26 protein-coding genes and 1 pseudogene are annotated in these 23,331 nt (G+C 69.8%); 19 read left to right on the top strand and 8 right to left on the bottom strand.

Features of this window, described 5'->3' with window-relative positions; all coding sequences use genetic code 11:
• Nucleotides 1–117: 117 nt before the first annotated feature.
• From lysA to ASD47_RS13290, 3 genes are all read left to right on the top strand, one after another.
• Nucleotides 118–1,383, top strand: a complete 1,266-nt coding sequence (gene lysA, locus ASD47_RS13280) for a diaminopimelate decarboxylase (protein WP_056757112.1) — start codon at nt 118–120, stop codon at nt 1,381–1,383.
• A gap of 61 nt (nt 1,384–1,444) precedes the next feature.
• Nucleotides 1,445–1,678, top strand: a complete 234-nt coding sequence (locus ASD47_RS13285) for an antitoxin (RefSeq protein ID WP_056757115.1) — start codon at nt 1,445–1,447, stop codon at nt 1,676–1,678.
• Nucleotides 1,675–2,079: a type II toxin-antitoxin system VapC family toxin gene (locus ASD47_RS13290; protein WP_056757118.1), complete on the top strand. Its 405-nt coding sequence runs from the start codon at nt 1,675–1,677 to the stop codon at nt 2,077–2,079. The genes ASD47_RS13285 and ASD47_RS13290 overlap by 4 nt, the downstream gene beginning before the upstream one ends.
• On the opposite strand, the gene ASD47_RS13295 is transcribed toward ASD47_RS13290, so the two are convergent.
• On the bottom strand, nt 2,076–2,603 hold the full coding sequence (locus ASD47_RS13295; RefSeq protein WP_056757121.1) for a phosphoribosyltransferase: 528 nt from the start codon (nt 2,601–2,603) through the stop codon (nt 2,076–2,078). The two genes, ASD47_RS13290 and ASD47_RS13295, sit on opposite strands and share 4 nt — an antisense overlap.
• 15 nt (nt 2,604–2,618) lie before the next feature.
• Nucleotides 2,619–3,554: an MJ0042-type zinc finger domain-containing protein gene (locus tag ASD47_RS13300; protein WP_156402240.1), complete on the bottom strand. Its 936-nt coding sequence runs from the start codon at nt 3,552–3,554 to the stop codon at nt 2,619–2,621.
• Between the two features lie 56 nt (nt 3,555–3,610).
• Here ASD47_RS13300 and ftsE point away from each other — a divergent pair, with 56 nt between their 5' ends.
• The 4 genes from ftsE to ASD47_RS13320 are packed head-to-tail and all read left to right on the top strand — an operon-like array spanning nt 3,611 to nt 6,616.
• On the top strand, nt 3,611–4,402 hold the full coding sequence (gene ftsE, locus ASD47_RS13305; protein WP_082564608.1) for a cell division ATP-binding protein FtsE: 792 nt from the start codon (nt 3,611–3,613) through the stop codon (nt 4,400–4,402).
• Nucleotides 4,399–5,289: an ABC transporter permease gene (locus tag ASD47_RS13310; protein WP_056757128.1), complete on the top strand. Its 891-nt coding sequence runs from the start codon at nt 4,399–4,401 to the stop codon at nt 5,287–5,289. The genes ftsE and ASD47_RS13310 overlap by 4 nt, the downstream gene beginning before the upstream one ends.
• A complete protein-coding gene (locus tag ASD47_RS13315) occupies nt 5,286–5,909 on the top strand; it encodes a YdcF family protein (RefSeq protein ID WP_056757130.1) in 624 nt (207 codons plus the stop codon). The genes ASD47_RS13310 and ASD47_RS13315 overlap by 4 nt, the downstream gene beginning before the upstream one ends.
• On the top strand, nt 5,906–6,616 hold the full coding sequence (locus tag ASD47_RS13320) for a 1-acyl-sn-glycerol-3-phosphate acyltransferase (RefSeq protein ID WP_056757134.1): 711 nt from the start codon (nt 5,906–5,908) through the stop codon (nt 6,614–6,616). The genes ASD47_RS13315 and ASD47_RS13320 overlap by 4 nt, the downstream gene beginning before the upstream one ends.
• A gap of 51 nt (nt 6,617–6,667) precedes the next feature.
• On the opposite strand, the gene ASD47_RS13325 is transcribed toward ASD47_RS13320, so the two are convergent.
• Nucleotides 6,668–7,267 carry an aspartyl/asparaginyl beta-hydroxylase domain-containing protein gene (locus tag ASD47_RS13325; RefSeq protein WP_056757137.1) on the bottom strand — a complete coding sequence of 200 codons (600 nt, stop codon included), beginning with the start codon at nt 7,265–7,267 and terminating at the stop codon, nt 6,668–6,670.
• A 53-nt stretch (nt 7,268–7,320) separates the two neighbouring features.
• On the opposite strand from ASD47_RS13325, the gene ASD47_RS13330 reads away from it, so the two are divergent.
• Nucleotides 7,321–8,502, top strand: coding sequence for an aspartyl beta-hydroxylase (locus tag ASD47_RS13330; RefSeq protein WP_056757140.1), 1,182 nt, complete (start codon nt 7,321–7,323; stop codon nt 8,500–8,502).
• A 176-nt stretch (nt 8,503–8,678) separates the two neighbouring features.
• On the opposite strand, the gene ASD47_RS13335 is transcribed toward ASD47_RS13330, so the two are convergent.
• Nucleotides 8,679–9,224 carry a gamma-glutamylcyclotransferase gene (locus ASD47_RS13335; RefSeq protein WP_056757143.1) on the bottom strand — a complete coding sequence of 182 codons (546 nt, stop codon included), beginning with the start codon at nt 9,222–9,224 and terminating at the stop codon, nt 8,679–8,681.
• Nucleotides 9,225–9,253: 29 nt separating this feature from the next.
• Between ASD47_RS13335 and ASD47_RS13340 the strand changes: the two genes are divergently transcribed.
• On the top strand, nt 9,254–10,264 hold the full coding sequence (locus tag ASD47_RS13340) for a DUF2125 domain-containing protein (protein WP_056757146.1): 1,011 nt from the start codon (nt 9,254–9,256) through the stop codon (nt 10,262–10,264).
• Nucleotides 10,265–10,392: 128 nt separating this feature from the next.
• Nucleotides 10,393–11,193, top strand: coding sequence for a chorismate mutase (locus ASD47_RS13345; protein WP_056757149.1), 801 nt, complete (start codon nt 10,393–10,395; stop codon nt 11,191–11,193).
• Here ASD47_RS13345 and ASD47_RS27605 read toward each other — a convergent pair.
• Nucleotides 11,193–11,294 (bottom strand): annotated as a pseudogene (locus ASD47_RS27605) (hypothetical protein); the annotation flags it as partial. The gene ASD47_RS13345 and the pseudogene ASD47_RS27605 sit on opposite strands and share 1 nt — an antisense overlap.
• 83 nt (nt 11,295–11,377) lie before the next feature.
• Here ASD47_RS27605 and hisC point away from each other — a divergent pair.
• The 6 genes from hisC to ASD47_RS13375 all read left to right on the top strand — a co-directional run bounded on the left by hisC (nt 11,378) and on the right by ASD47_RS13375 (nt 16,375).
• The gene (gene hisC / locus ASD47_RS13350; RefSeq protein ID WP_056757153.1) at nt 11,378–12,499 is read left to right on the top strand and encodes a histidinol-phosphate transaminase; all 1,122 of its coding nucleotides are present in this window, start codon (nt 11,378–11,380) and stop codon (nt 12,497–12,499) included.
• On the top strand, nt 12,496–13,434 hold the full coding sequence (locus ASD47_RS13355; RefSeq protein WP_056757156.1) for a prephenate/arogenate dehydrogenase family protein: 939 nt from the start codon (nt 12,496–12,498) through the stop codon (nt 13,432–13,434). Before hisC ends, ASD47_RS13355 begins: the two co-directional genes overlap by 4 nt.
• A 3-nt stretch (nt 13,435–13,437) precedes the next feature.
• Nucleotides 13,438–13,821: a biopolymer transporter ExbD gene (locus ASD47_RS13360; RefSeq protein ID WP_056757160.1), complete on the top strand. Its 384-nt coding sequence runs from the start codon at nt 13,438–13,440 to the stop codon at nt 13,819–13,821.
• Nucleotides 13,822–13,931: 110 nt separating this feature from the next.
• Nucleotides 13,932–14,231 carry an EF-hand domain-containing protein gene (locus ASD47_RS13365; RefSeq protein WP_056757163.1) on the top strand — a complete coding sequence of 100 codons (300 nt, stop codon included), beginning with the start codon at nt 13,932–13,934 and terminating at the stop codon, nt 14,229–14,231.
• Between the two features lie 227 nt (nt 14,232–14,458).
• A complete protein-coding gene (locus ASD47_RS27950) occupies nt 14,459–14,818 on the top strand; it encodes a potassium channel family protein (protein WP_056757166.1) in 360 nt (119 codons plus the stop codon).
• A gap of 339 nt (nt 14,819–15,157) precedes the next feature.
• A complete protein-coding gene (locus ASD47_RS13375) occupies nt 15,158–16,375 on the top strand; it encodes an RtcB family protein (RefSeq protein WP_056757169.1) in 1,218 nt (405 codons plus the stop codon).
• 112 nt (nt 16,376–16,487) lie between these two features.
• On the opposite strand, the gene ASD47_RS13380 is transcribed toward ASD47_RS13375, so the two are convergent.
• Nucleotides 16,488–16,826: a hypothetical protein gene (locus tag ASD47_RS13380; protein ID WP_235525873.1), complete on the bottom strand. Its 339-nt coding sequence runs from the start codon at nt 16,824–16,826 to the stop codon at nt 16,488–16,490.
• A 44-nt stretch (nt 16,827–16,870) separates the two neighbouring features.
• Nucleotides 16,871–17,266 carry a copper-binding protein gene (locus tag ASD47_RS13385; RefSeq protein WP_235525874.1) on the bottom strand — a complete coding sequence of 132 codons (396 nt, stop codon included), beginning with the start codon at nt 17,264–17,266 and terminating at the stop codon, nt 16,871–16,873.
• Between the two features lie 270 nt (nt 17,267–17,536).
• Here ASD47_RS13385 and mdoH point away from each other — a divergent pair, with 270 nt between their 5' ends.
• A complete protein-coding gene (mdoH, locus tag ASD47_RS13390; protein ID WP_056757213.1) occupies nt 17,537–19,543 on the top strand; it encodes a glucans biosynthesis glucosyltransferase MdoH in 2,007 nt (668 codons plus the stop codon).
• A 108-nt stretch (nt 19,544–19,651) separates the two neighbouring features.
• Nucleotides 19,652–20,554: a hypothetical protein gene (locus tag ASD47_RS13395; protein WP_056757178.1), complete on the top strand. Its 903-nt coding sequence runs from the start codon at nt 19,652–19,654 to the stop codon at nt 20,552–20,554.
• Nucleotides 20,555–20,674: 120 nt separating this feature from the next.
• Here the strand turns inward: ASD47_RS13395 and ASD47_RS13400 are convergent, their stop codons facing one another.
• Nucleotides 20,675–22,051 (bottom strand): MATE family efflux transporter, encoded by a 1,377-nt coding sequence (locus ASD47_RS13400; RefSeq protein ID WP_056757181.1) that lies wholly within the window; start codon nt 22,049–22,051, stop codon nt 20,675–20,677.
• Nucleotides 22,052–22,182: 131 nt separating this feature from the next.
• Between ASD47_RS13400 and ASD47_RS13405 the strand changes: the two genes are divergently transcribed.
• On the top strand, nt 22,183–23,205 hold the full coding sequence (locus tag ASD47_RS13405; protein WP_056757188.1) for an SDR family oxidoreductase: 1,023 nt from the start codon (nt 22,183–22,185) through the stop codon (nt 23,203–23,205).
• Nucleotides 23,206–23,331 lie beyond the last annotated feature (126 nt).

A 23,331-nucleotide genomic window follows, 5' to 3' on the forward strand; every position in this document is an offset into this window, starting at 1 on the left:
GCTCGCACCTCAGGATGAGGAATTCAGTACAGCGTTCCTCATCCTGGGCGCCCTCCGCAGGAGGGCCTCGAAGGACTCAAGGCGCATCGGCGAACAGCCGCCTAGAAAGCATTCAACGTGAACCATTTCGAATACGGCCCCGAGGGCCTGGCCTGCGAAGGCGTCCCGCTGGCGCGCATCGCGGCCGAGGTCGGCACGCCGGTCTATGTCTATTCCCGCGCCACGCTGGAGCGGCACTTCACGGTGTTCCGCGACGCCCTGGTCGGCGCCGGGATCGTCGATCCGCTGGTCGCCTATGCGGTGAAGGCCAATTCCAATGTCGCGGTGCTGAAGGTGCTGGGCGAACTGGGGGCCGGGGCCGACACGGTGTCGGAGGGCGAGGTGCGCCGCGCCCTGGCCGCCGGCATCCCCGGCGAGCGGATCGTATTTTCGGGCGTGGGCAAGAAGCGCGGCGAGATCGCCTTCGCGCTGCGGGCCGGCGTGGCCGAGATCAACGTCGAGTCCGAGCCCGAGCTGAACCTGATCGCCGAAGTCGCCGCCGAGTTGGGCGTCAAGGCCAAGGTGGCGTTCCGGGTCAATCCCGACGTCGCGGCCGGCGGCCACGCCAAGATCGCCACCGGCAAGTCCGAGAACAAGTTCGGAGTGTCGTTCGCCGAGGCCGCCCGCCTCTACGCCAACGCCAGCAACCACGCCCATCTTGAGCCGATCGGCGTGGCCTGCCACATCGGCAGCCAGATCACCGACCTGACGCCGATGCGGGCGGCCTTCGCCAAGATGCGGGGCCTGGTCGAGCAACTGCTGGGCGAAGGCCTGCACGTCGAGCGCCTGGACCTGGGCGGCGGTCTGGGCGTGCCCTATTTCGACATGCCCGAACCACCCTCGCCGGCCGAGTTCGCGGTCATGGTCGCCGAGGCGATCCAGGACCTGCCCGTCAAGCTGGCCTTCGAGCCCGGCCGGGTGATCGCCGCCAACGCCGGGGTGCTGGTCAGCGAGGTGATCCACGTCCACGAACGGCCGGAGGGCAAGCGCTTCCTGGTCATCGACGCGGCCATGAACGACCTGATCCGCCCGGCCATGTACGACGCCTTCCACGACATCCGCCCGGTGATCCCACGGGCCGGCGAGACGACCTACGACGTGGTCGGCCCGATCTGCGAGACCGGCGACACTTTCACCCGTGAGCGTCTGTTGCCGCCGCTGGCGGCGGGCGAACTGGTGGCCTTCATGTCGGCCGGGGCCTACGGCGCGGCCATGGCCAGCGAGTACAACACCCGCCCCCTGGTCCCCGAGGTGCTGGTCGACGGCGACCGGTTCGCGGTGATCCGCGCGCGGCCGTCATACGAGGAGATGCTGGCGCGGGACGTGACGCCGGACTGGGTTTAGGCAGGGTTTGGCGCTTGAGCCCATTTGGCCTATGCTAAGGCCTATGCCGGAGCATACGTCCATGGGCTATGAGAAGCACGTTAAGCTGTTCCGCAACGGCCGCAATCAGGCCGTGCGGATTCCGCGTGAGCTAGAGCTTCCTGGCGACGAAGCGATCCTGCGCAAGGACGGCGACCGCCTGATCCTCGAACCCGCCCCGCCGCGGTCCTTGCTGGCGGTCCTGGCTTCGTTGCAGCCGATCGATGACGACTTCGGCGCGATCGACGATCCTGAGCCGGAGCCCGTCGACCTTTGAGCCAGGGGTGGCTGCTCGACACCAATATTCTGTCGGACTTGGTTCGCAACCCGTCCGGCCGAGTGGCCGAGCAAATCCGCCGGTGCGGCGAGAGCCATGTCCGAACCAGCATTGTAGTGACGGCAGAACTTCGGTTTGGTGCGGCCAAGAAGGGCTCTGAACGCCTGACCCACCAGCTCGAGACCATTCTGGGGGCTATTGAAGTCCTGCCCTTCACAGCGCCAGCCGATCATCTCTACGGCGAACTTCGCACAAAGCTGGAGAAGGCCGGCCAGCCAATCGGCGGTAATGACATGCTGATCGCCGCCCACGCCCTGGCCAGCGACCACATTCTCGTCACCGACAATGAGCGCGAGTTCTCGCGTATCGAAGGCCTGCCGATCGAGAACTGGCTGCGCTAGTCCATCGCCCCGATATAGGGCAGCCCCCGGCTCTTGCCCTCGTCGTCCAGGCCGTAGCCGACCAGGTAGCGGGCCGGGGCTTCCCAGGCCACGAAGTCGGGCTCGATGCGCGGCTTGTCCCAGGGCTTGCGGGCGAAGACGGCGGTCAGGACCTCGCTGGCGCCGGCGTCCTTGACCAGGCGGGCGGCCTCGCCCAGCGACAGGCCGGTGTCGAGCACGTCGTCCACCACCAGGGCGCGGCGGCCGATCAGCGGGCGCTGCAGGTCGGCGCGGACCTCGCAACGGCCCGAGCTCTTGCGCTCGTCATGATAGGAGGCCAGCCACAGGGCGTCGAAACGCACGTCGCGGCCGGCGCGCCACAGGGCGCGGGTCAGGTCGGCGGCGAACCACAGACCGCCGGTCAGCAGGCAGACGGCGACGGTGTCGTTGTCGATGCGCGGGGCGATGACCTGGGCCAGGGCTTCCACCCGCTCGGCGATTTCTTCCTGGGAAATCAGGACTTCGGGGGCGGCGCGATCGGTCATGTCAGGTTTTCTGGGTCAATGATGGTCGGCCGGGGCCGGTTCGACCGCTCCGGTCTCATGACCCGGGGGCTCATGTCCAGTGTCTTGCGTGTCTTCCATCGGCGGCGGCGCCCCCGCCGCCAGCTCGGCCGGCTGGTCCTGGACGCCCCGCAGCGAAGGGGCCTCCGGGTTGGCGACCTTCTCGACATGGCCGGCGGGACCGGCGTGCTTGGCCGCGCCCGGCTCCAGGGCGAAGCCGATCTCCAGGGTGTTGGCGGTGCGCGGCGGGTCCAGCAGGGTCACCGAGAAGTGCCGGGTCTGGCTGGGCGGGATCAGCGGATCGGCGGCGGCGGCCAGCTTTCCGGCCACCCGCTTCTCGTGCTTGTTCAGCAGAGCCACCCGCAGCGGCGGCGTGGTCACGGCGTGGTCGGTGATGTTGCGAATGACGCCGGTGATGGTAATGGCGGCGTGGCCGTCCTGCATCGAGGGCTCGGCCTTCAGGTCCTCGACCACCAGGCCGACGGTGTTGACGGGAAGCTTCACGAACGCGTAGGCGCCGGCGGTGCTCGGCCAGAGCCTGGCTATGTTCATGTTGTAGACCCCGGCGGCCACCAGCATCAGCACCATCACGGCGACCATGCCGCCCCAGATGATCCCCGTCGTCTTGGCCGCCTTCAGGCGGCGCTCGGCGTCGGCGCGGGCCCGGAACACCTTGGGCAGTTCCTCGCCCGGCAGTTGGTCGACGGGGGTCTCGAAATCATCGGCGGCATTGGCCGCGCCGTCCAGGGCGGTCAGGTTCGGCTCGCCCGCCAGGTCGGCGGCCGAGGGCTCTTCGAACAGATCCAGGGCGTCTTCGTTGCGGGCCGTCCAGCGGGTCCCGCAGGCCGCGCAACGCACGACACGACCAGCCGCGCCGACCTTGGAGTCATCGACGAAATAGCGGCTGGCGCACTCGGGACAGGTCAGTATCATGGCCGCGAATCGGACGCTCCCCGCTCCTACACACGAGGTCGCCGATTTTGCCAGCCATGTCCACACGACCCAGCGACACACCCTTGCGCACCGCAGACGTCCAGGATGGCGACACCGTCCCCGTCGTGCGCTTCGAGGGGGTCTCGATGCGGTATGGACGGGGGCCGGAAACGCTCAGCGATCTCAGGTTCACCCTACACCCAGGGTCTTTCCATTTCCTCACCGGACCGTCGGGGGCGGGCAAGAGTTCGCTTCTGAAGCTGATCTACCTGGCCCACCGTGCGTCAAGGGGCCGCGTCGAGCTGTTCGGCCGCGACATCAGCCTGACCCGGCCGGAGGACCTGCCGTTCGTGCGGCGCCGGATCGGGGTGGTGTTCCAGGACTTTCGCCTGCTGGACCACCTGCCGGTGTTCGACAACGCCGCCCTGCCCCTGCGCATCGCCGGCCGCAAGCCGGCCAGCTATCGCGACGACGTGGCCGAGCTGCTGCAATGGGTGGGGCTGGGCGAGCGCATGCACGCCCTGCCCGCCACCCTCTCGGGCGGCGAGAAGCAGCGCCTGGCCATCGCCCGCGCCGTGGTCGACCGTCCCGACGTGCTGCTGGCCGACGAGCCGACCGGCAATGTCGACCCGGCCATGTCCTTGCGCCTGCTGCGATTGTTCGTCGAGCTGAACCGCCTGGGCACCACGGTGCTGATCGCCACCCATGACGAGGACCTGGTCGCCCGCGCCAATCGCCCGACCCTGCACCTGGAGAACGGCCGCCTGGTCGATGTCGCCGACGCGTCGCCGGAGCCCGACTATGACCGGGGCTATGACGACGAGGACGACGCGGAGGACGAGGCATGAGCGCCTTCTCCGTCGCCCGCTGGAAGCCGGGCCAGCTGCTTCCGCCGCGCGACGCCCGCGACGGCTCGCTGGTGTTCGTGGTCGCGGTGCTGTGCTTCCTGGCCTGCCTGACGGCCCTGGCGGCCCTGGCCTCGACCCGCGCCGCCACCGGCTGGACCGCCCAGCTGACCGGCTCGGCCACGGTGGTGGTCCGCCCCCGCGCCAGCGAGAGCCCCGACAGCGCCGCCGCCCGCGCCGCCGAGACCCTGTCGGGCGTCAAGGGCGTGACCGAGGCCCGCGCCCTGTCCAAGGACAAGGCCGAAGCCCTGCTGGAACCGTGGATCGGCCGCGAAGCGCTGATCGCCGACCTGCCCGTGCCGCGCCTGGTGACCCTGGACCTGGACCCCAAGGCGCCCGCCACGGCCGCGGTGCTGAACAAGGCGCTGAAGGACGCCAATGTCGACGCCGTGGTCGACGACCACAGCCGCTGGATCGCCGACATCGAGCGCGCCGCGCGCCTGGCCGGCTGGGCGGCCATCGGCGTGTTCGGCCTGATCGCCACGGCGGCGGGAGCCGTGATCGTGTTCGCCACCCGCGCCGCCCTGACCGCGCGTCATGACATCGTCGAGGTGCTGCACCTGTCGGGGGCCGAGGACGGCTTCATCGCCAACCTGTTCCAGAACCGCTTCGCCGGCATGGCCTTCTTCGCCGGCTTGCTGGGCGGGGCGGGCGCGGCCATGATCGGGGCGGCGGCGCGGCTCGTGGGGGGCGGCCAGGGCCTGACGCCGGTCCTGCCGCTGGCCTGGATCGACCTCCTGGCGCCCCTGCCCTGCCCGCTGGTGGCGGCGCTGGTGGCCGGGATCGCCGCGCGCGCGGCCTCCCTGCGCCTGTTGAGAGGCATGCCGTGAAAAGCTTCGCCGCACTGCTGATCCTGGTGATGATCTGGTTCGTGGGCCTGCTGGCCTTCACCAGCCGGGTCGACCAGTCGACCCCGGCCCAGGAACCGCCCGTGGCGGACGGGGTGGTGGTGCTGACCGGGGCCTCGAACGTGCGGCTGGAACAGGCGACCAAGCTGCTGGAGGCCGGCAAGGGCAAGCGCCTGCTGATCTCGGGCGTCAACCGCGAGGCCTCGCGCGACGACGTGCTGGGCGTGACCAAGGCGGTGCGGCCGATCTACGACTGCTGCGTCGACCTGGGCTACGCGGCCGCCGACACCATCGGGAACGCCAGCGAAAGCGCCGAATGGGCCAAGGCCAAGGACTATCACAGCCTGATCGTGGTCACGGCCGACTACCACATGCCGCGCTCGATGCTGGAACTGCACGCGGCCATGCCCGACGTGACTCTGCACCCCTACCCCGTCGTAACCGAGAGCCTGAACGCCCACCGCTGGTGGAAAGGCGGCACGAGCGCGCGGCGGATGATCGTGGAATACTGCAAGTACCTGGCGATCCTGGGCCGCGAGGCGTTCCTCAAGCTGGGTCCCCAGGACAAGGCCGACCCGAAACCGGCGAAGGAAGCCTCTTGATCTATCTGCGCTCGTTCCTGTTCCAGCTATTCTTCTGGCTATGGTCGGTGGTCTGGGCGATCGGCATGATCGTCACCTACCCCCTGCCGCGCCGCGCCAATACCTGGTCGCTGTCGACCTGGTCCAAGGGCCTGATCTGGGCCCTGCGCTGGCTGGCCGACATCAAGGTCGAGGTGCGCGGCGAGCCGTACCGGCCCACCGGCCCGGCCCTGGTGGCGGCCAAGCACCAGTCGATGTTCGACGTCTTCAGCCAGTTCGCCCTGCTGCCCGACGCCTGCTTCGTGATGAAGAAGGAATTGCTGATGGTGCCGCTGTTCGGCTGGCACGGGCTGAAGGCCCGGATGATCGTCGTCGATCGCGACGGCCATTCGGCGGCGCTGAAGAAGCTGGTGCGCGACGCGGTCGACCGCATGAGGGAGACCCGCCAGGTCGTGATCTTCCCGGAAGGCACGCGCGGCGAGGTCGGCGTCCCCGGCGACTACAAGCCCGGCATCGCGGCGCTGTACCGCGAGATGAACCTGCCGGTCACGCCCCTGGCCCTGAACTGCGGCGTGCACTGGCCGCGCGGCTGGCTGCGCCCGCCGGGCACGATCGTCTTCGAATACCTGCCGCCGATCCCCGCCGGCCTCAAGCGCGGCGAATTCATGCGCGAGCTGCAGACCCGGATCGACACCGCCACCAAGGCCCTGGAGGACGAGGGGCTGTAGAGTCGGGGACATGCCCTTGCGGCATGTCCCCATCGACAGCTCGACGCCCGGTCAGGGGACACGCCGCAAGGGCATGTCCCCGGCGGAAGGCTTGAAAAACCCTCGCAGCCAGTCGTCCGCCACCAGGTCCAGCACCAGGTGCACGCGGTCGCCGGCTCCGCGATTGGCCACGGCGTGAGGGTCGCTGAGGCGCAGGTACCAGGCCTGGCCCGCCGCCATTTCGATCCGCGAGCCATTGAGCTGGAAATCGACATCGGGATTGGTGACCACCGGCACATGGATGCGGGCCGCGCCGGACTCGATGTCCAGGTCCAGGTCCGTATGCGCCTTAATCACCGAGCCCGGCCTCAACCGCATCAGCCGCACGGCGCGCACCTCGCAGACGAAGGCGGCGATGACGTCCTGGAAGTAGGAACAGGCCGCCAGCATCGGCGTGTCGACAAAGGCCGTGGCGGTCGGGTCCGAATAGATCATCCGGATCGGGTGGGTCTCGCCCGCCGCGCAGCGCAGCGGGATCACGCTCCAGTCGCCCTCGTAGTTCTGCTGGACGTAGTGGGCGGTCCAGGGCGCGGCGGCCAGGGCGTCGAGGTCGCAGGCCAGCCGGGCCGGGTCGAAGCTCAGCGGCAGTTGCAATCTGTCCGGGAACGCCATCCAGTGACGCTATCGGGCCGCGAGCGGCCTCACAAGTCCCGACGGGAGACCCAATGCCGGCCAGGCTGGAGACCACGACGTCGACTGCGGATCCTCTGACGACGCTGCGGGCCCTGGTCCTGCGCGACGTCGCCTTGCAGGACGCGCTGGGCGACATCAACGACTTCACGGTCTTCGCCGAGCGCGCGGCCGAGGCGGCGCAGGCCCGAGGCCTCGACCTCGACGCCGAGACTGTGCGCGACCTGCTCTACGCCTCGCCCCGGCCGCCCGTCATCGACGGCTTGACGCCGACGCCCGGCTGGCTGCCGGCCGAGGTGAGCGAGGTCGGCGGTCGCCCCGCGATCACCTGGATGCGCTTCGGCCGGCGGCGGCTGGACGAGCCGTTCTACGACGACGCCCTGGTCCGCCGGCGCTTCCTGCCGTTCAGCCGGCTGTTCGGCGTGCGCACCGCCCTGAGCGACCTGGCGGCCTGGTCCGCCGCCCTGCCCGCCCAGCAGCCGACCGGCCTGATCTTCCACATGTCGCGCTGCGGCTCGACCCTGGCGGCCCAGGTGCTGGCCGCCTCGCCCGCCAACGTCGTGGTATCCGAGGCCGCGCCGCTCAACGCCGTCACTCGGCGGGGCGACCTGGACGACGACGCCAAGGCCGTCCTGCTGCGGGCCATGGCCGCCGCCCTGGGCCAGGCGCGGAACGGCGAAAGTCGCCTGTTCCTCAAGCTGGACTGCTGGCACAGCCGCGACCTGCCGCTGTTCCGGCGCGCCTTTCCCGACACGCCCTGGGTGTTCCTCTATCGCGAGCCCGTCGAAGTGATGGTCTCCCAGACCCGGCGGCGCGGCGTGCAGATGGTCCCCAGCCTGGTGCCGCCGGCGACCTTCGGCGTCGATCTGCCGGACGGCGTGCCCGACGACGACTACTGCGCGCGGGTGCTGGCGGCGGTGTGCGAGGGCGCCGTGCGGCATTATCCGGTCGGCGGCGGCCGGCTGGTCAACTACAGCCAGCTGCCCGAGGCGCTGTTCACGCAGATCCTGCCGCACTTCGGGGTGACGCCCTCGGAGGCCGAGATCCAGGCCATGCGCGCCGCCGGCGTCCGTGACGCCAAGGCCCCCGAGCAGGTTTTCACGCCCGATGGCCTGGACAAACGACAGGCGGCGACCCCGGCGCTGCGTTTAGTCTGCGAACGGCGGCTGGACGCGGTGTACCGGCGGCTGGAGGCGATGCGGGCGGCGGGAGATTGAGTCATCCCTTTTCACGCCGTCATCCCGGGCCTTGTGCCCGGGACCCCTGGTTCAGCTTCCACGTGAGACGCCAGCGGTTCGCCAGCGAATCGCCCCCACTGCACCAGCGGCGGACAGAGGGGTCCCGGGCACGAGGCCCGGGATGACGGCGTTCTGAAACGATCCGCTAAGAGAGCTCAGGCCCCTTCCCGGGCCTCCACCATCTTCAGCAGGGTCTCCATGGCGTGGTCGCGCACGCCGTCCTCGCGCAGGTGCATGACCAGGTCGCGCAGGTAGTCGATGTTGCGGCCCGACAGGCCCTGGGCGCCGGCGATCAGCTCGGCCTGCTGCTCCAGGGTCAATGCCCCCGCCCACTGGCCGTGCTTCCTGTCGGAGAGGAACACCAGCGACCTAACCTTGCCGTTTCCATCGATCTTCAACTCGGACCAGGCCTCGAAATAGGTCTCGGTCGGTTGCTCGCGCTCGCGCAGATAGGCGTAGACCTCCGGCCACTGCGCCCCGGCCACCCGGTAGGCGACACCGCGCACCGCGCCGCCGGGGGCCAGGCCCAGCACCAGGCCCGGCCGCTCGTAGGTGCCCCGATGGTGGACCGAATAGATGCAGAAGGCGCGGCGTCGGCCATGGAGCACCGCGGTTCTTCGCTCTATGAACGGGAACCCGGGCCGCCACATCAGCGATCCATATCCGAACACCCAGCGGTCTTCGCTGCCTGCAACGCTCATCTACTGTTCCCGACGGAGCCGCCCATTCCATGACCCATAACGCCGCCGCCCCGTCCCGCAAGCCCCGGCGTCGCGGTCTGCTGGCGCCTTTCGTGCTGCTGCTGATAGTTGCTCTGGGCTGGAGCGTCGCCTGGCTATGGTTGCGCGGCCAGGCCGAGCAGCGGATGGACGCCACGGCCCTGTCGCTGAAGTCGCGCGGCTATGACCTGTCGTGGGAGAGCCGGACCTTCACCGGCTATCCGTTCCGCATGGACGTGCGGCTGGTCAACGCCCGGGTCGCCGAGCCGTCGGGCTGGGCCGTGCGGGCGCCGGAACTGAACGGCGAGGCCAACGCCTACGACATCGGCCACTGGGTGATCGTCGCGCCCCGGGGCGTGGTCATGACCCGGCCAGTCAATGGCGACGTGCAGATCACTGGCCAGGCCCTGCGCGCCAGCTTCGCCGGCTTCAAGCAATACCCGCCGCGCATCTCGATCGAGGGCGCGAACCTGGTCTTCACGCCCGCGCCGGGCGCCGCCCCGTTCCCCCTGCTGTCGACGGCGGGCCTGCAGTTGCACGTGCGGCCCGGCCCCGACGACCAAGGCGCGATCTTCTTCGAGGCCAAGGGGGCCAAGGCCCGCTTCACCGGCCTGCTGGGCCGCATCGCCGCGGACCGCACCGCCGACCTGATCTGGGACTCCAAGATCAGCAAGATCAGCGCCCTGCACGGGGCCAGTTGGGCCGACGCGGTCGGCGACTGGTCCGACGCCGGCGGGACCCTGACCGTCCAGCAGGGCCGGCTGACCGCGGGCGAGGCGCTGCTGGACGCCAAGTCAGGAGCGCTGACCGTCGACGACGACGGCCGCCTGCGCGGCGCGCTGGACGTCACGGTGCGTGAGGTCGCCTCGCCCGACCAGGCGCTGAAGAGCCCGGAAGCCGCCGCTGCGGCGGTGGCTCAAGCTCTGGGCCGCGACCCGACCCTGTCGGCCACCCTGAAGTTCGACAACGGCCGCACCCGCCTTGGCCTGTTCGACACCGGGCCTGCGCCGCGGGTCTATTGAGACCATCAGATCCGCCGGAATGGGCGGATTCAGCACAGGGCGCCACGCAACTTTATTCCCGTCATCGCGCCCTATTGCGCCTCCGGCGGCAAAGTCTATGGTCCGGCCTCCAATTTTGGGGATAAATCATGGGTAGCGACGCAGGCGACGCGACGCCTTCGCTGGACGAGGTCCGATGGCGTATCGACGCCATCGACGGTGAGCTTCTGGCCCTGCTGGACGAGCGGGCCGGCCTGGCGCGCGCCGTGGCGGCGGCCAAGCAGGCGGCGGGCGACACCGGCTTTGGCCTGCGTCCCGGCCGCGAGGCCCTGATCGTCCGCAAGCTGGTCGAGGCGCCCCGCAAGGCCGCCAGCGACGCCCTGGTCATCCGCGTCTGGCGCGAGCTGATGGCCGACAGCCTGGCCCGCCAGGGTCCCTATCACCTGACCGTCTGGGGCGGCTCCAACCCCGCCCGCGCCGTCGAGCTGACCCGTCTGCGGTTCGGCGTCGCGCCGCCGATGACCGTCGCCGCCACCGACAGGGAGGCCCTGGCCGCCGCCAAGACCCCGTGGGGCGTCGGCGTCCTGGGCCTGGTCCCCGACAACGCCTGGTGGGGCCGGCTGCTGGCCGAGCCGCGGCTGAAGATCTTCGCCGCCCTGCCCTGCCTGGAGCGCTGGGGCCCGCAGGTCGCCTTCGCCGTCGCCGAGGTCGAGGTCGAGCCGACCGGCGGCGACCAGACCTTCTGGGTCACCGACAGCCCCAAGGCCGCCGCCGCCATCATCGAGGCCCTGTCCGCCGACGGCGTGGCCGCCGAGCTGGTCGCCGAGGCCGGCGGGCTGAAGCTGTTCGCGCTGCTGGGCTTCTACCAGGCCGGCGACGCGCGCCTGGCCCGCGCGCCGGGTTCCCTTACGGGCGTCATCGGGGCTGCGCCGACCCAGTTCGACGTGTAGCGCCTGCGACGTCCTCGTCCTTCGACAAGTTCAGGATGAGGACGACTGACGGGCCGGTCGGAATAGAAATCCTCATCCTGAGCCTGTCGAAGGACGAGGATTTCGGGCCAAGGGTTAGACGTTACGGTCCGGCGGCGTGTAAGAAGGCCGCCTCTTCGCTGCCGAGTTTCCAGGTTATCCGCCCATGACCGCTCCGACCACCGATCGCTTCGCCGCGCCGCGCCCCACGCCCAAGCCGGGCATCCTCGACATCGCCGCCTATGTGGGCGGCAAGTCGAAGATCGAGGGCGTCGCCCATCCGGTGAAGCTGTCGAGCAACGAGAACATCTTGGGCAGCAGCGACAAGGCCAAGGCCGCCTATCGCGACGCGGTCGACCGGATGCATATGTATCCGGACGGCAAGGGCTCGGCCCTGCGCGCCGCCATCGCCGCCCACTACCGCCTGGAGGTCGAGCGCATCACCCTGGGCGACGGCAGCGACGAGATCTTCGCCCTGCTGAACCAGGTCTATCTGGAGCCCGGCGACAACATCGTCCAGGGCGAGCACGGCTTCGCCGCCTACGCCATCGGGGCCCGCGCCTGCCAGGGTGAGGTCCGCTTCGCCAAGGAGCCGGGCCAGCGCGTCGCCGTCGACGAGATCGTCAAGTGCGTGGACGAGCGCACCCGCCTGGTGTTCGTCGCCAACCCCGCCAACCCGACCGGCACCTGGCTGACCGGCGAGGAGATCCGCGCCCTGCACGCGGCCCTGCCGCCCTCGGTGGTGCTGGTGCTGGACGGGGCCTATGCCGAGTTCTGCACCGACCCGCGCTTCGAGGACGGGCTGGACCTGGCCCGCAACGCCGAGAACGTCATCGTCACCCGCACCTTCTCCAAGCTGCACGGCCTGGCCGCCCTGCGCGTGGGCTGGGGCTATGGACCGGCCGGGATCATCGAACCGCTGGAGCGCATCCGCCCGCCGTTCAACACCTCGATCCCCGCCCAGGACGCGGCCATCGCCGCCCTGGCCGACCTGGACTTCCAGCAGCGCTCGGTCGCCCTGGTCGAGCAGTGGCGCGCCTGGCTGACCCAGCAGATCGGCGGCCTGGGCCTGGAGGTCACCCCGTCGGCGGCCAATTTCGTGCTGATCAACTTCCCCGCCACGCCCGGCAAGACCGCGCTCGAGGCCGAGGCGTTCCTGGCCTCGAAGGGCTACCTGGTCCGCGCCGTGGGCAACTACAACCTGCCCAACGCCATCCGCGTCACCGTGGGGCTGGAGGAGCACAACCGGGCCGTGGTCGACCTGCTGCGCGAGTTCGTCTCGCGATGAGCCGCCCCGGTATCCTGTACCCCAAGATGACCGTGATCGGCTGCGGCCTGATCGGCGGCTCGATCATCCGCGCGGCCCGCGAGCACGGCGTGGTCGGCCAGGTCACCGTCGCCGACGCCAGCGAGGCGCACCGCGCCCGGGTGATCGAGCTGGGCATCGCCGACCACGTGACCGGCGACATCGGCGAGGCCGTGAAGGACGCCGACCTGGTGGTCATCGCCACGCCGGTGCTGTCGACGGCCGAGGTCGCCGCCGCCCTGGCCCCGCACCTGAAGCCGGGCGCCACCCTGACCGACGTCGGCTCGACCAAGGCCAATGTCGTCGAGGCGTTCAAGGCGCTCGACCTGTCCAAGGCGTTCGTGATCCCCGGCCACCCGATCGCCGGCACCGAGCAGTCGGGCCCCGACGCCGGCTTCGCCGAGCTGTTCGAGAACCGCTGGACCATCCTGACCCCGGCCGAGAGCGACGACGAGGCCTACGCCGCCGCCGTCGCCCGGCTCAGCGCCTTCTGGCGGGCGTTCGGCGCCCAGGTCGAGCTGATGGACGACAAGCACCACGACCTGGTGCTGGCCGTGGTCAGCCACCTGCCCCACCTGATCGCCTACACCATCGTCGGCAGCGCCGCCGACCTGGAGAACGTCACCGAGAGCGAGGTGATCAAGTTCTCGGCCTCGGGCTTCCGCGACTTCACCCGCATCGCCGCCAGCGACCCGACCATGTGGCGCGACATCTTCGTGGCCAACAAGGACGCGGTGCTGGAGATGCTGGGCCGGTTCACCGAGGACCTGCAGGCCATGAGCCGCGCCATCCGCTGGGGCGACGCCGACACCCTGCACGCCCACTTCACCCGCACCCGCGCCATCCGCCGCGGCATCGTCGCCGCCGGCCAGGAAAGCGCCGAGCCGAACTTCGGCCGCGACCGCGGGAAGCACTAGGCGGTGGGCTGGAAGCGCATCCTGGGCCTGGTCTTGGCGTCCATCGTCCTGGCGCTGGTGGTCTGGGGCCTGTTCCTTCCGTTGACGACGGTGTCGATCAAGGTCGACCTGCCGCCGGCCCGACCCTCCAAACCCGCTGCGTCCAAGCCAGTCGAAATTTCCATCGACGCCAACGGCGCGATCCAGGTCAACGGCCGGCCTTCGAGCCTGGACACCCTGGCCAGCGACGTCGGCGCCGTGTCCACAACGCGGGACAAGAACCAGCAACAGGTGATGATCCGCGCATCCGAGACCGTAACATACGGGACCTACATGGCGGTGCTTGAACGGCTGCGCGGCGCGGGCTGGCACAAGGTCGGCGTCATCAAAGACGCCATTCCCAACTGACCGGTCCATCAAGCGTCTGGTAGGCTCGGCTCAATGTCGCCGAGGTCGCAATACCGCCGCAACACCCAGCCCTAATGACCGCCACAGGGACGCACCGCCAAGGACACCCCATGCGCCGCAAGATCACCGCCCTCGCCCTGGCCACGCTGGCCGCCCTCGCCGCCGCCGGTTCGGCCCAGGCCCGGATGCCGTCGCCCGAAAAGATCTTCAAGGCCTGGGACAAGAACGCCGACGGCGGGATCGACAAGGACGAGTGGATCGCCGCCGGCCGCAAGGAAAAGCGCTTCACCCAGGCCGACACGGACGGCGACGGCAAGGTCTCCCTGGAGGAGCTGAGAGCCGGCATGGCCCGCATGAAGGCGCGCCCGGCCGCGTCGACGGGCGAGCAGACCCCGCCCGCCGAACACTAGGCGGATCGATCCTCAAGGCGGTGCGTGGCCCTCGTCCTTCGACAAGCTCAGGATGAGGACCATTTGCAGGCTCGGCGGTAAGAAAACCTCATCCTGAGCTTGTCGAAGGACCAGGTTTTCACTCCGGCCGAAGCTCGATCTGACCCAAACGAACGACCAGGGATTGAGTTGGCGCTGGACCCGTTCCGGGAGGCTTGGCTAAGGTCAGCCTCTTTCGGGAGGGGCCCATGCTCAAATACGTCGACAGCATCAAGGAACTTCTGGCGCTCTATGCGCTGCTGCTCGTGGCCGGGGCCGGCGCCTACGCCGCCTTCGAGCACAAGCCGTTCCTCGATGCGCTGTGGTGGGCCTGCGTCACCGCCACCACCGTCGGCTACGGCGACATATACCCCGCCACGACCGGCGGCCGGGTCGTCGCCGTGGTGCTGATGCACGTGACGCTGCTGTTCATCCTGCCGCTGCTGATCGGCAACATCTGCTCGCGCTGCGTCAAGGATCAGAACGAGTTCAGCCACGCCGAGCAGGAAGAGCTGAAGGCGGCGCTGCGCCGGCTGGAAGACAAGCTGGACCGGGCCGAACGGGCCTAGCGACGGCCGGCGCCGCGACCGTGACCTCGGCGCCACACCCAGCTGATCTTCACCATCGTCCCTTCCCACCGCTCGGCGAACGCTGTAATCGCCCGCCTCCCGAAGGATGAGGACCATGGCGCACAAAGCCCCGACCTATAAGCCCGCAAGCAATCTGCTCGACCGCCAGGTCGAACGGATGGGCGCGCGCGCGTCGGTAGGGGTTCCGGTCTAGGGTTCGTCTGAACTCGGGATATTCGTAGGAACCCCTCCTGGCCTGGCCGGAGGGGTTTCTTCGTTTTGTGCGAGAGGCTTTCCGACCATGTCGCCAGGAGGGGCGGTTTGGAAAAGGAGAAGCCCATGAGCGGCTTCACACACATTGAAAGCGACGGCGCGCCGATCAAGGCGTGGACGCGGGGCGTGCCCATCGAGGACGCCGCCCTCAAGCAGCTGCGCAACGTCGCCGCCCTGCCCTTCATCCACAAGCACGTGGCGGTCATGCCCGACGTGCACTGGGGGATGGGCGCGACGGTCGGCTCGGTGATCCCCACCCTGGGGGCGATCATCCCGGCCGCCGTGGGCGTCGACATCGGCTGCGGCATGATGGCGGTGCGCACCTCGATCCGCGCCGAGCACCTGCCCGACAACCTGTTCGGCATCCGCTCGGACATCGAGGCGGCGGTGCCGCATGGCCGGACCGACGACGGCGGGCGCAACGACACGGGCGCGTGGCAGGTCGAGCCGCCGGCGGCCGCGGCCGACAAGTGGGAAGGCCTGAAGGCCGGCTATGACGACGTCGTGGCCCGGCATCCGAAGGCGGCCCACCCGCGCGGTTTCGGCCACCTGGGCACGCTGGGCACGGGCAACCACTTCGTCGAGCTGTGCCTGGACGAGGCCGGCGACGTCTGGGTGATGCTGCACTCGGGCTCGCGCGGCGTCGGCAACCGGTTCGGGACCTACTTCATCGAGCGCGCCAAACACGAGATGAAGCGCTGGTACATCAACCTGCCCGACCAGGACCTGGCCTACTTCGCCGAAGGCAGCGAGGGCTTCGTCGACTACGTCCGGGCCGTGTCCTGGGCGCAGAAGTACGCCCGGGCCAACCGCGAGGTGATGATGGAGCAGGTGCTGGGGGTGCTGAAGCGGACCTTTCCCGACCTCGTGGTCACGCAGGAAGCGGTGAACTGCCACCACAACTACGTGTCGCGGGAGAAGCACTTCGGCAAGGACGTGTACCTGACCCGGAAGGGCGCGGTCTCGGCCAAGGACGGGGAGCTGGGAATCATCCCGGGTTCGATGGGCGCCAAGTCGTTCATCGTGCGCGGCCGGGGCAACCCGGACTCGTTCTGCACGTGCTCGCACGGCGCCGGGCGGGCGATGAGCCGCACCGAGGCCAAGCGGCGGTTCACGATCGCCGACCACGTGGCCGCCACCGCCGGCGTCGAATGCCGCAAGGACGCCGAGGTGATCGACGAAACGCCGATGGCCTACAAGGACATCGACGCGGTCATGGCCGCCCAGAGCGACCTGGTGGACATCGTCCACACGCTGCGCCAGGTCGTCTGCGTGAAGGGCTAAGGCATTTTCAAGCGGAGTGGACGCCGGTTCGCGTGACGAAAATGCGCCAAGCCAAAGAGCGGGACGCCGTCCGGTCTGTGACCGGGCGGCGTTTCGCGTTGGCGGGTCCGCCTCAGGTGATGTGCTTGGCGCTCGGCGGGTCGCTGGCGGGGAAGCTTTCCTCCAGGCTCTCGTCGATCAGGGCCTCCTGGCGGTCCTCGGCCTGCTCGACGTGCTCGGCCAGGTGGTCGGGCTTCTCGCCCTCCGGCAGCGGCTCGACCTTGCGGCTGGTCGGGGTGTCGGCGGTCTGGAAGGCCTCCTTGACGTCGGTCTCGGAGACGCGGTCCTCGGGATGGCCGGGCTGGCCCAGGTCCTGGGCCTGGGAGAAGTCGCCCAGCACTCCGGGGCGCGAGCCGTCTTGCGGCGCGGTGTCGTCAGCCATGGTGATGTCCTTGAAGTTGGACCCGATCAACGGCCGCCTCCGACCCCCGTTCCATGGCCGAGCTGGGGAACTGCCTAGCGGGCCTTCAACTCGGTCAGTTCCCAGGCCTCGCCAACCTTGTGGAACTTGAAGGCGATCCGCGCGCCGGGCGTCAGCGGCGCCTCGGCCAGGATGTCGCCATAGGCCTGGAAAACGGTACGGCCCGGCGCCAGCTTCGCCGCGCTCGCGCCCTCGTGATCGAGCGTTACCGCCTGGCCCTCAAGCCCGGCGATGACGCCCGTCGAATCGTATTCCGGGCCCGCCGGAAGCGCCGCCGCAGTCGTCGCCGGGGCCTCGGACGCGGTTTTCGCCGGCTTGACCGGGCCGCAGGCGGCAAGCGCCACCATCAGGAAACCGGCAGATATTGCTTTTATTTTCATGAGCTTATCAGTTTTGGAAATTTGGCGGATCGATCCGAACACGTCACTCATACAAGGTTTTTTGCCGCAAGTGCGAAAAGGCCGGCGATTGTGGTAGCGATTTTGTGATCGAAGTTTTACTCTAAGGCCTGCCGGCGGCTCTCCACGCCGGTCGTCGAGACCACGCCGGACCGCCCGAACCGAGCACGCCGATCCTAGAGGACCTCCATCCCTAGCGATCATAGCGCGTCCCGTGAAGGCCGGCCTTGCGCCTCTCGAGCCCCTTCGGAGAGGCCCGGCCCTCGGATCCATCCGAACCGGACAGCCGAGACGATGGACCTGATGAGCGAACGCGGCGCTTTCTTCGACCTGACCTCCTCGCGGAGCGTCGCCTACGACATGGCAGTCTCCACCAGCGACCGGGTCGAGATCCCCGCCGACGCACCCTTGGCCATGCCGGTCCAGCCGCTGGCCTTCTGGCAGGGCCAGGCCAAGCCGGTCGCCACCGCCCAGGAAAACCTGGTGCTGCGCCGCTGGGGCGTGTTCGTCGCCACCGCGATCATGGCCTTCGCCGGCTGGCGGGCCACCTACGACACCATCGCCCTGGGCGGCGTCACCCGCCTGGAAGCCGTGGTCCTGACCCTGCTGGTCCCGCTGTTCCTGGCCCTGGCCCTGTGGTTCTGCACCGCCGTGGTCGGCTTCGTGGTGCTGCTGGGCAAGCCCCGCGACCCGCTGGGCATCGACGACAGCGCCGCCTCGCCCATGCCCAAGCCCAAGGCCCGCACGGCGATCCTGATGCCGGTGCACAACGAGGACGCCGCCGAGGTATTCGCCCGCCTGCGCGCCATGGACGCCTCGATCGCCGAAACGGGCGCCAGCCGCGCCTTCGACATCTTCATCCTCAGCGACACCCGCGACGCCGCCGTGGCCCTGGCCGAGCAGGCCTGCTTCGCCCGCTTCCGCCGCGAGGCCAACAGCCACGTCTTCTATCGCAAGCGCACCCAGAACACGGGCCGCAAGGCCGGCAACATCGCTGATTGGGTGGCCCGCTGGGGCGGCGACTACGAGCACATGCTGGTGCTGGACGCCGACAGCCTGATGACCGGCGAGGCCATGGTTCGCCTGGCCGACGCCATGGAGCGCCATCCGCGCGTGGGCCTGATCCAGACCATGCCGATGATCATCAACGGCCAGACGATCTTCGCCCGCACGCTGCAGTTCGCCACCCGCCTTTACGGCCGCGTCGCCTGGACGGGCCTGGCCTGGTGGTCGGGCTCGGAGAGCAGCTTCTGGGGCCACAACGCCATCGTGCGCACCCGCGCCTTCGCCGAGACCTGCGGCCTGCCCAGCCTGGACGGCCCCAAGCCGTTCGGCGGCGAGGTGATGAGCCACGACGCCCTGGAAAGCGCCCTGCTGCGCCGCGGCGGCTGGGGCGTGCACCTGGCCCCCTATCTGGGCGGCTCGTATGAAGAGAGCCCCTCCAACCTGCTGGACTTCGCCACCCGCGACCGCCGCTGGTGCCGGGGCAACGTGCAGCACATCCCGCTGGTCGGCCTGCCCGGCCTGCACTGGATGAGCCGCCTGCACCTGGTGATCGGCGTGCTCAGCTACGTGCTCTCGCCCCTGTGGTTCGTGGCCCTGTCGTCGGGGATCATCTCGCGCATGCTGATGCCCGAGCTGAAGAAGGCCGCCTTCACCATGGCCGACCTGCAGGCCGCGGCCCACGCCCTGATCGACTGGCGCGAGATCCAGGCCACCGCCTGGGCGATGATCATCACCTTCGTCCTGCTGTTCGGCCCCAAGATCCTGGGCTCGATCCTGGTCTTTTCGCGCAAGAACGAGATCAAGGGCTTCGGCGGCCGCCGCCGGATCCTGGCCGGCCTGGGCGTGGAGATGCTGCTCTCGGCCCTGGTGGCCCCGATGCTGATGTTCACCCAGACCCGCGCCCTGGTCGAGATCCTGGCCGGCAAGGTCGGCGGCTGGGCCACCCAGCGCCGCGACGCCGACAAGGTCACCGGCAAGGAAGCCTTCGCGGCCATGGGCTGGATCAGCGTCACCGGCGTGGTGTTGGCCGTGGCCTTCTGGTTCACGCCCGACCTGCTGACCGCCACCCTGCCGATCCTGGCCGGCCTGATCCTGGCCGTGCCGCTGACCATGCTGGGGGCCCACAAGCTGGCCGGCCTCGGCGTCAAGTCCAACGGCCTGTTCATGACCCCGGAAGAGCGCCGCCCGCCGGCCATCGTCCGCGCCGCCCTGGGCCCGGCCTGCGAGCCGCCCGCCCGCTGGTTCAGCCGCCAGCCGGCCCCGGTCCTGATCGCCGACGCGGCGGCGGAACGGAACGCCGCCTAGGGCCTTATCGGTCCAGCGTCCGATAGCGCCTATGCTCGCTTAAGGGTGGTCGCCTTCGCCCGACCGGAGTAGAAGCGCGCTTCGTTCAATCCAAACGGAGCGTCCGCCGTGTCGCGCCTCTTCAGCGCCTATGTGATCGTCGACTGGAGCGCGGCGGCCAAGCCGACCACGGGGGCGGATTCCGTGTGGATCGGCGTGATGAAGCGCGACGTGCGCTTCCGCCTGACCTTCGAGAGCTTCAACCCGCCCACCCGCCAGGAGGCCGAGGCCAAGCTGGCGACGATCCTCGACGACCTGAAGAAGCGCGGCGAGCGGGCCCTGGTCGGCTTCGACTTCCCGCTGGGCTTCCCGCGCGGCGTCTCGGCGGCCCTGGCCCTGAAGGGCGAGCATCCCTGGCGCGCGGTCTGGGACCAGCTGGCCAAGATGGTCAAGGACAAGGCCGACAACACCAACAACCGCTTCGGCGTCGGCTCGGAGCTGAACCGCCGGCTGACCGGCGGGCCGTTCCCGTTCTGGGGCTGCCCGCCCAAGGACGCCCTGACCACCCTGCAGCCCAAGCGCACCCGCGAGCACGGGCCGGGCGACCTGCCGGAGTTCCGCCACGCGGACCTGGCGGCGAAAGGCGCGGCCTCGATCTGGAAGCTCTATTACAACGGCTCGGTCGGCGGGCAGGCGATCGTCGGCATCCCGGCCGCGCGCCGGCTGAAGGACGCCCGCGGCGACGCCGCCCGGGTCTGGCCGTTCGAGACCGGCTTCAAGGCCCTGACCGAGGCCGACCTGGACGGCGTGCAGGTGGTGATCGCCGAGGTCTACCCCTCGCTGGTCAAGGCCACCCCCGCCCCCGGCGAGGTCAAGGACGCCGCCCAGGTGCGCGCCCTGGCCGAGCACTTCGCCAAGCTGGACGAGGCCGGCAAGCTGGCCGCCCTGTTCGGCCCGAGCAAGGACGCCCCGGCCGACCTGGTGGTGGACGCCCAGACCGAAGAGGGCTGGATTTTGGGGGCGGCGATCTAGGCGGAAACGCCGTGCGTCCTTCGGGGCTCGGCTACGCCTCGCACCTCAGGATGAGGCAATCAGCACAGAGTTCCTCATCCTGAGGCGCCCGCGTAGCGGGCCTCGAAGGACCCATGGCGGCTATCGTTCCTTCAGGTCCAGCATCCGATACCGCCCCAGCAGCAGGCCCGCGGCCAGGAAGCTGGTGATGATCACCGACCAGACGATGCCGTTCACGCCCAGCTTCATCGGCAGGGCCAGCCACCAGGCCAGGGGGCCCATGACCAGGGCGTAGCTGATCATGTGGGTCGCGGTCGGGATCCACACCTCGCCCCGCGCCCGCAGGGCCTGGGCGCAGACCACCTGGACGGCGTCGGGGATCAGGAACAGGCAGCTCAGCGCCAGGGCCGGCGCGATCAGGGTCAAGGCGGCCGGATCGGTGGTGTAGGCCCCCGCCACCAGGTGACGCAGGGGATAGAGCAGCACCGTGACCAGCAGCGAGAAGGCCGCGGTCACCCCGAAGGCGACCCAGCCGGCCCGGCTCATGCCCTTGGAGTCTCGCGCGCCATACGCCCGGCCCACCTGCACTGCCGTGGCCGTCGACAGGCCCAGCGGGACCATGAAGATCACCGCCACGACGTTGAGCACCACCGCCCAGGCGGCCACCGAATAGCCGCCCAGCCAGCCGGCCACCAGGCTCATGCCGGCGAAGGCCCCGGACTCGAACAGGTTGGAGCCGCCCGCCCCGTAGCCGATCCGGCGCTGCTCGCGCGCGGCGGCCAGGTCGGGCGCCGGCCGGTCGAACACCCCCATGGCCCTGGCGTCCTTCAGGCGCACGATGACCATCGCCAGCATCGCCGCGAAGGCCGCCCGCGCCACGAAGGTCGACCACGCCGCGCCCACCGCGCCCAGGGCCGGCAGGCCGAACGTCCCCGGCACCAGCAGCAGGTTGGCCGCCAGGTTGATCAGGTTGGCGATCCACATGGCCACGGTCACCAGGCCCGGCCGCCCCAGGCCCTCGAGCCAGAAGCTCAGCGTCACGCTCAGGGCGAACAGCGGCAGGGACAGGGAGAAGACGACCAGCGGCGCCGTGGCCCCGTTGGCCAGCGCCGTGTCCAGGCCGGCATGGTGCATCAGCGGCGGCCCGGCGATGGCCAACAACGCCGCGCCGGCGACGCCCAGCCACAGGGCGTAGACCACGCCGCGCCGCAGCACCGCGCCGGTCTCGTGCGGCTTGCCCGCCCCGGTGGCCCGCGAGGCCATCACCTGCACCCCGACCAGCAGGCCGACCGTCATGGTCACGAACACCGAGGTCGGGGCCCAGGCCATGGCGTGGAAGCCCAGCTGCGTCGCCGAGAAGTGGCCGACGACGATGGCGTCGGTCAGGCCCATGACCATGATGCCCAGGCGCGACAGCACCACGGGCCCGGCCAGCCGCAGCAGTTCGATCAGGTCGGAGACAATGACGCCGTGCGGCTTCCCAGGGCGGGGAGCCGGCGCGGCCGCGGAACGCGACATCTTCAGGGCCTTTCCAAGAGGCCGGGAAGGTGACCGATGCTCCAGCTTTGGGCAACCCCCGCTTGCGCGCTGCCGCTTGGAACATCCGCGCCGCCCGTCAGTTTCGCCGTCGTCAGCCGCAGGAGGCCTCCATGCCCGACGTCGAAACCCCGCAGTTCGAACCCGCCGCCGAGCGCGCCGCCCAGGCCGAGCGCGACATACAGGCCCCGCTGGACGCCAAGGAGCAGCGCTCGTTTCAGGGGAAGGGCCAAGACGGCGACCAGAAGCAGGAAAAGCCCGCCATGCAGGCCGGCGCCCGCCCCTATCCCGCCCCGCCCTTCCCCGAGCAGCACCAGGTCAAGCCGGGGATCGAGGCCAAGCTGGATCCGGCCCCGATGTACGACGCGCCGTTCTACAAGGGCTCGGGCAAGCTGGAGGGCAAGGTCGCCCTGATCACCGGGGCCGACAGCGGCATCGGCCGGGCCGTGGCGGTGCTGTTCGCCCGCGAGGGCGCCGACGTGGCCATCGCCTATCTGGACGAGGAGCTGGATGCGGCCGAGACCCGGGCCGCCGTCGAGCGCGAAGGCCGCCGCGCCATCCTGTTGCCCGGCGACGTGGCCGATCCCGCCTACGCCAAGGCCGCCGTCGAGCGCACGGTCGCCGAACTGGGCAAGCTGGACGTCCTGGTCAACAACGCCGCCTTCCAGGAGCACGTCACCGCCTTCGAGGACCTGACGCCCGAGCACTTCGACCGCACGCTGAAGACCAATCTCTACGGCTATTTCCACATGGCCCAGGCGGCGGTGAAGGTGATCCCGCCTGGCGGGGCGATCATCAACACCGGCTCGGTCACCGGCATGCTGGGCAACAAGGACCTGCTGGACTACTCCCTGACCAAGGGCGGCATCCACGCCTTCACCCGCTCGCTGGCCGCCCACCTGGTCGACAAGGGCATCCGGGTCAACGCCGTGGCCCCGGGCCCGGTGTGGACGCCCCTGAACCCTGCCGACAAGCTGGCGCCCCAGGTGGCCCAGTTCGGCGGCCAGACCCCGATGAAGCGCCCCGCCCAGCCCGAGGAGATCGCCCCCGCCTACGTCTTCCTGGCCTCGCCCCAGACCTCCAGCTACATCACCGGCGAGGTGCTGCCGATCATCGGCGGGTACAGCGGGGGCTAGGTGTCGGCCCACCAGATCCTCCCCCTGTGGGGCAGGGCTATCGCATATGACCCAGGAGTGAGAGCAGGAAGGTTTCATCCCAGCCGGCGCGCTTGATCTTGGTCTTGATGGAACCCTTGCCGGGGT

Source organism: Caulobacter sp. Root1472 (assembly GCF_001426985.1).
Classification (GTDB): Bacteria; Pseudomonadota; Alphaproteobacteria; order Caulobacterales; family Caulobacteraceae; genus Caulobacter; species Caulobacter rhizosphaerae.

Excerpts from the sequence above, each read along its gene's own strand:
- ASD47_RS13295 (WP_056757121.1), bottom strand. The coding sequence starts at position 2,603 with ATGACCGATCGCGCCGCCCCCGAAGTCCTGATTTCCCAGGAAGAAATC.
- ASD47_RS13355 (WP_056757156.1), top strand. The coding sequence starts at position 12,496 with ATGAGCCGCCCCGGTATCCTGTACCCCAAGATGACCGTGATCGGCTGC.
- ASD47_RS13335 (WP_056757143.1), bottom strand. The coding sequence starts at position 9,224 with ATGAGCGTTGCAGGCAGCGAAGACCGCTGGGTGTTCGGATATGGATCG.
- ASD47_RS13310 (WP_056757128.1), top strand. The coding sequence starts at position 4,399 with ATGAGCGCCTTCTCCGTCGCCCGCTGGAAGCCGGGCCAGCTGCTTCCG.
- ASD47_RS13325 (WP_056757137.1), bottom strand. The coding sequence starts at position 7,267 with ATGGCGTTCCCGGACAGATTGCAACTGCCGCTGAGCTTCGACCCGGCC.
- ASD47_RS13330 (WP_056757140.1), top strand. The coding sequence starts at position 7,321 with ATGCCGGCCAGGCTGGAGACCACGACGTCGACTGCGGATCCTCTGACG.
- ASD47_RS13400 (WP_056757181.1), bottom strand. The coding sequence starts at position 22,051 with ATGTCGCGTTCCGCGGCCGCGCCGGCTCCCCGCCCTGGGAAGCCGCAC.
- ASD47_RS13345 (WP_056757149.1), top strand. The coding sequence starts at position 10,393 with ATGGGTAGCGACGCAGGCGACGCGACGCCTTCGCTGGACGAGGTCCGA.
- ASD47_RS13375 (WP_056757169.1), top strand. The coding sequence starts at position 15,158 with ATGAGCGGCTTCACACACATTGAAAGCGACGGCGCGCCGATCAAGGCG.
- ASD47_RS13340 (WP_056757146.1), top strand. The coding sequence starts at position 9,254 with ATGACCCATAACGCCGCCGCCCCGTCCCGCAAGCCCCGGCGTCGCGGT.
- ASD47_RS13385 (WP_235525874.1), bottom strand. The coding sequence starts at position 17,266 with ATGAGTGACGTGTTCGGATCGATCCGCCAAATTTCCAAAACTGATAAG.
- hisC (WP_056757153.1), top strand. The coding sequence starts at position 11,378 with ATGACCGCTCCGACCACCGATCGCTTCGCCGCGCCGCGCCCCACGCCC.
- ASD47_RS13365 (WP_056757163.1), top strand. The coding sequence starts at position 13,932 with ATGCGCCGCAAGATCACCGCCCTCGCCCTGGCCACGCTGGCCGCCCTC.
- ftsE (WP_082564608.1), top strand. The coding sequence starts at position 3,611 with ATGTCCACACGACCCAGCGACACACCCTTGCGCACCGCAGACGTCCAG.
- ASD47_RS13405 (WP_056757188.1), top strand. The coding sequence starts at position 22,183 with ATGCCCGACGTCGAAACCCCGCAGTTCGAACCCGCCGCCGAGCGCGCC.
- ASD47_RS13300 (WP_156402240.1), bottom strand. The coding sequence starts at position 3,554 with ATGATACTGACCTGTCCCGAGTGCGCCAGCCGCTATTTCGTCGATGAC.
- ASD47_RS13285 (WP_056757115.1), top strand. The coding sequence starts at position 1,445 with ATGGGCTATGAGAAGCACGTTAAGCTGTTCCGCAACGGCCGCAATCAG.
- mdoH (WP_056757213.1), top strand. The coding sequence starts at position 17,537 with ATGAGCGAACGCGGCGCTTTCTTCGACCTGACCTCCTCGCGGAGCGTC.
- ASD47_RS27950 (WP_056757166.1), top strand. The coding sequence starts at position 14,459 with ATGCTCAAATACGTCGACAGCATCAAGGAACTTCTGGCGCTCTATGCG.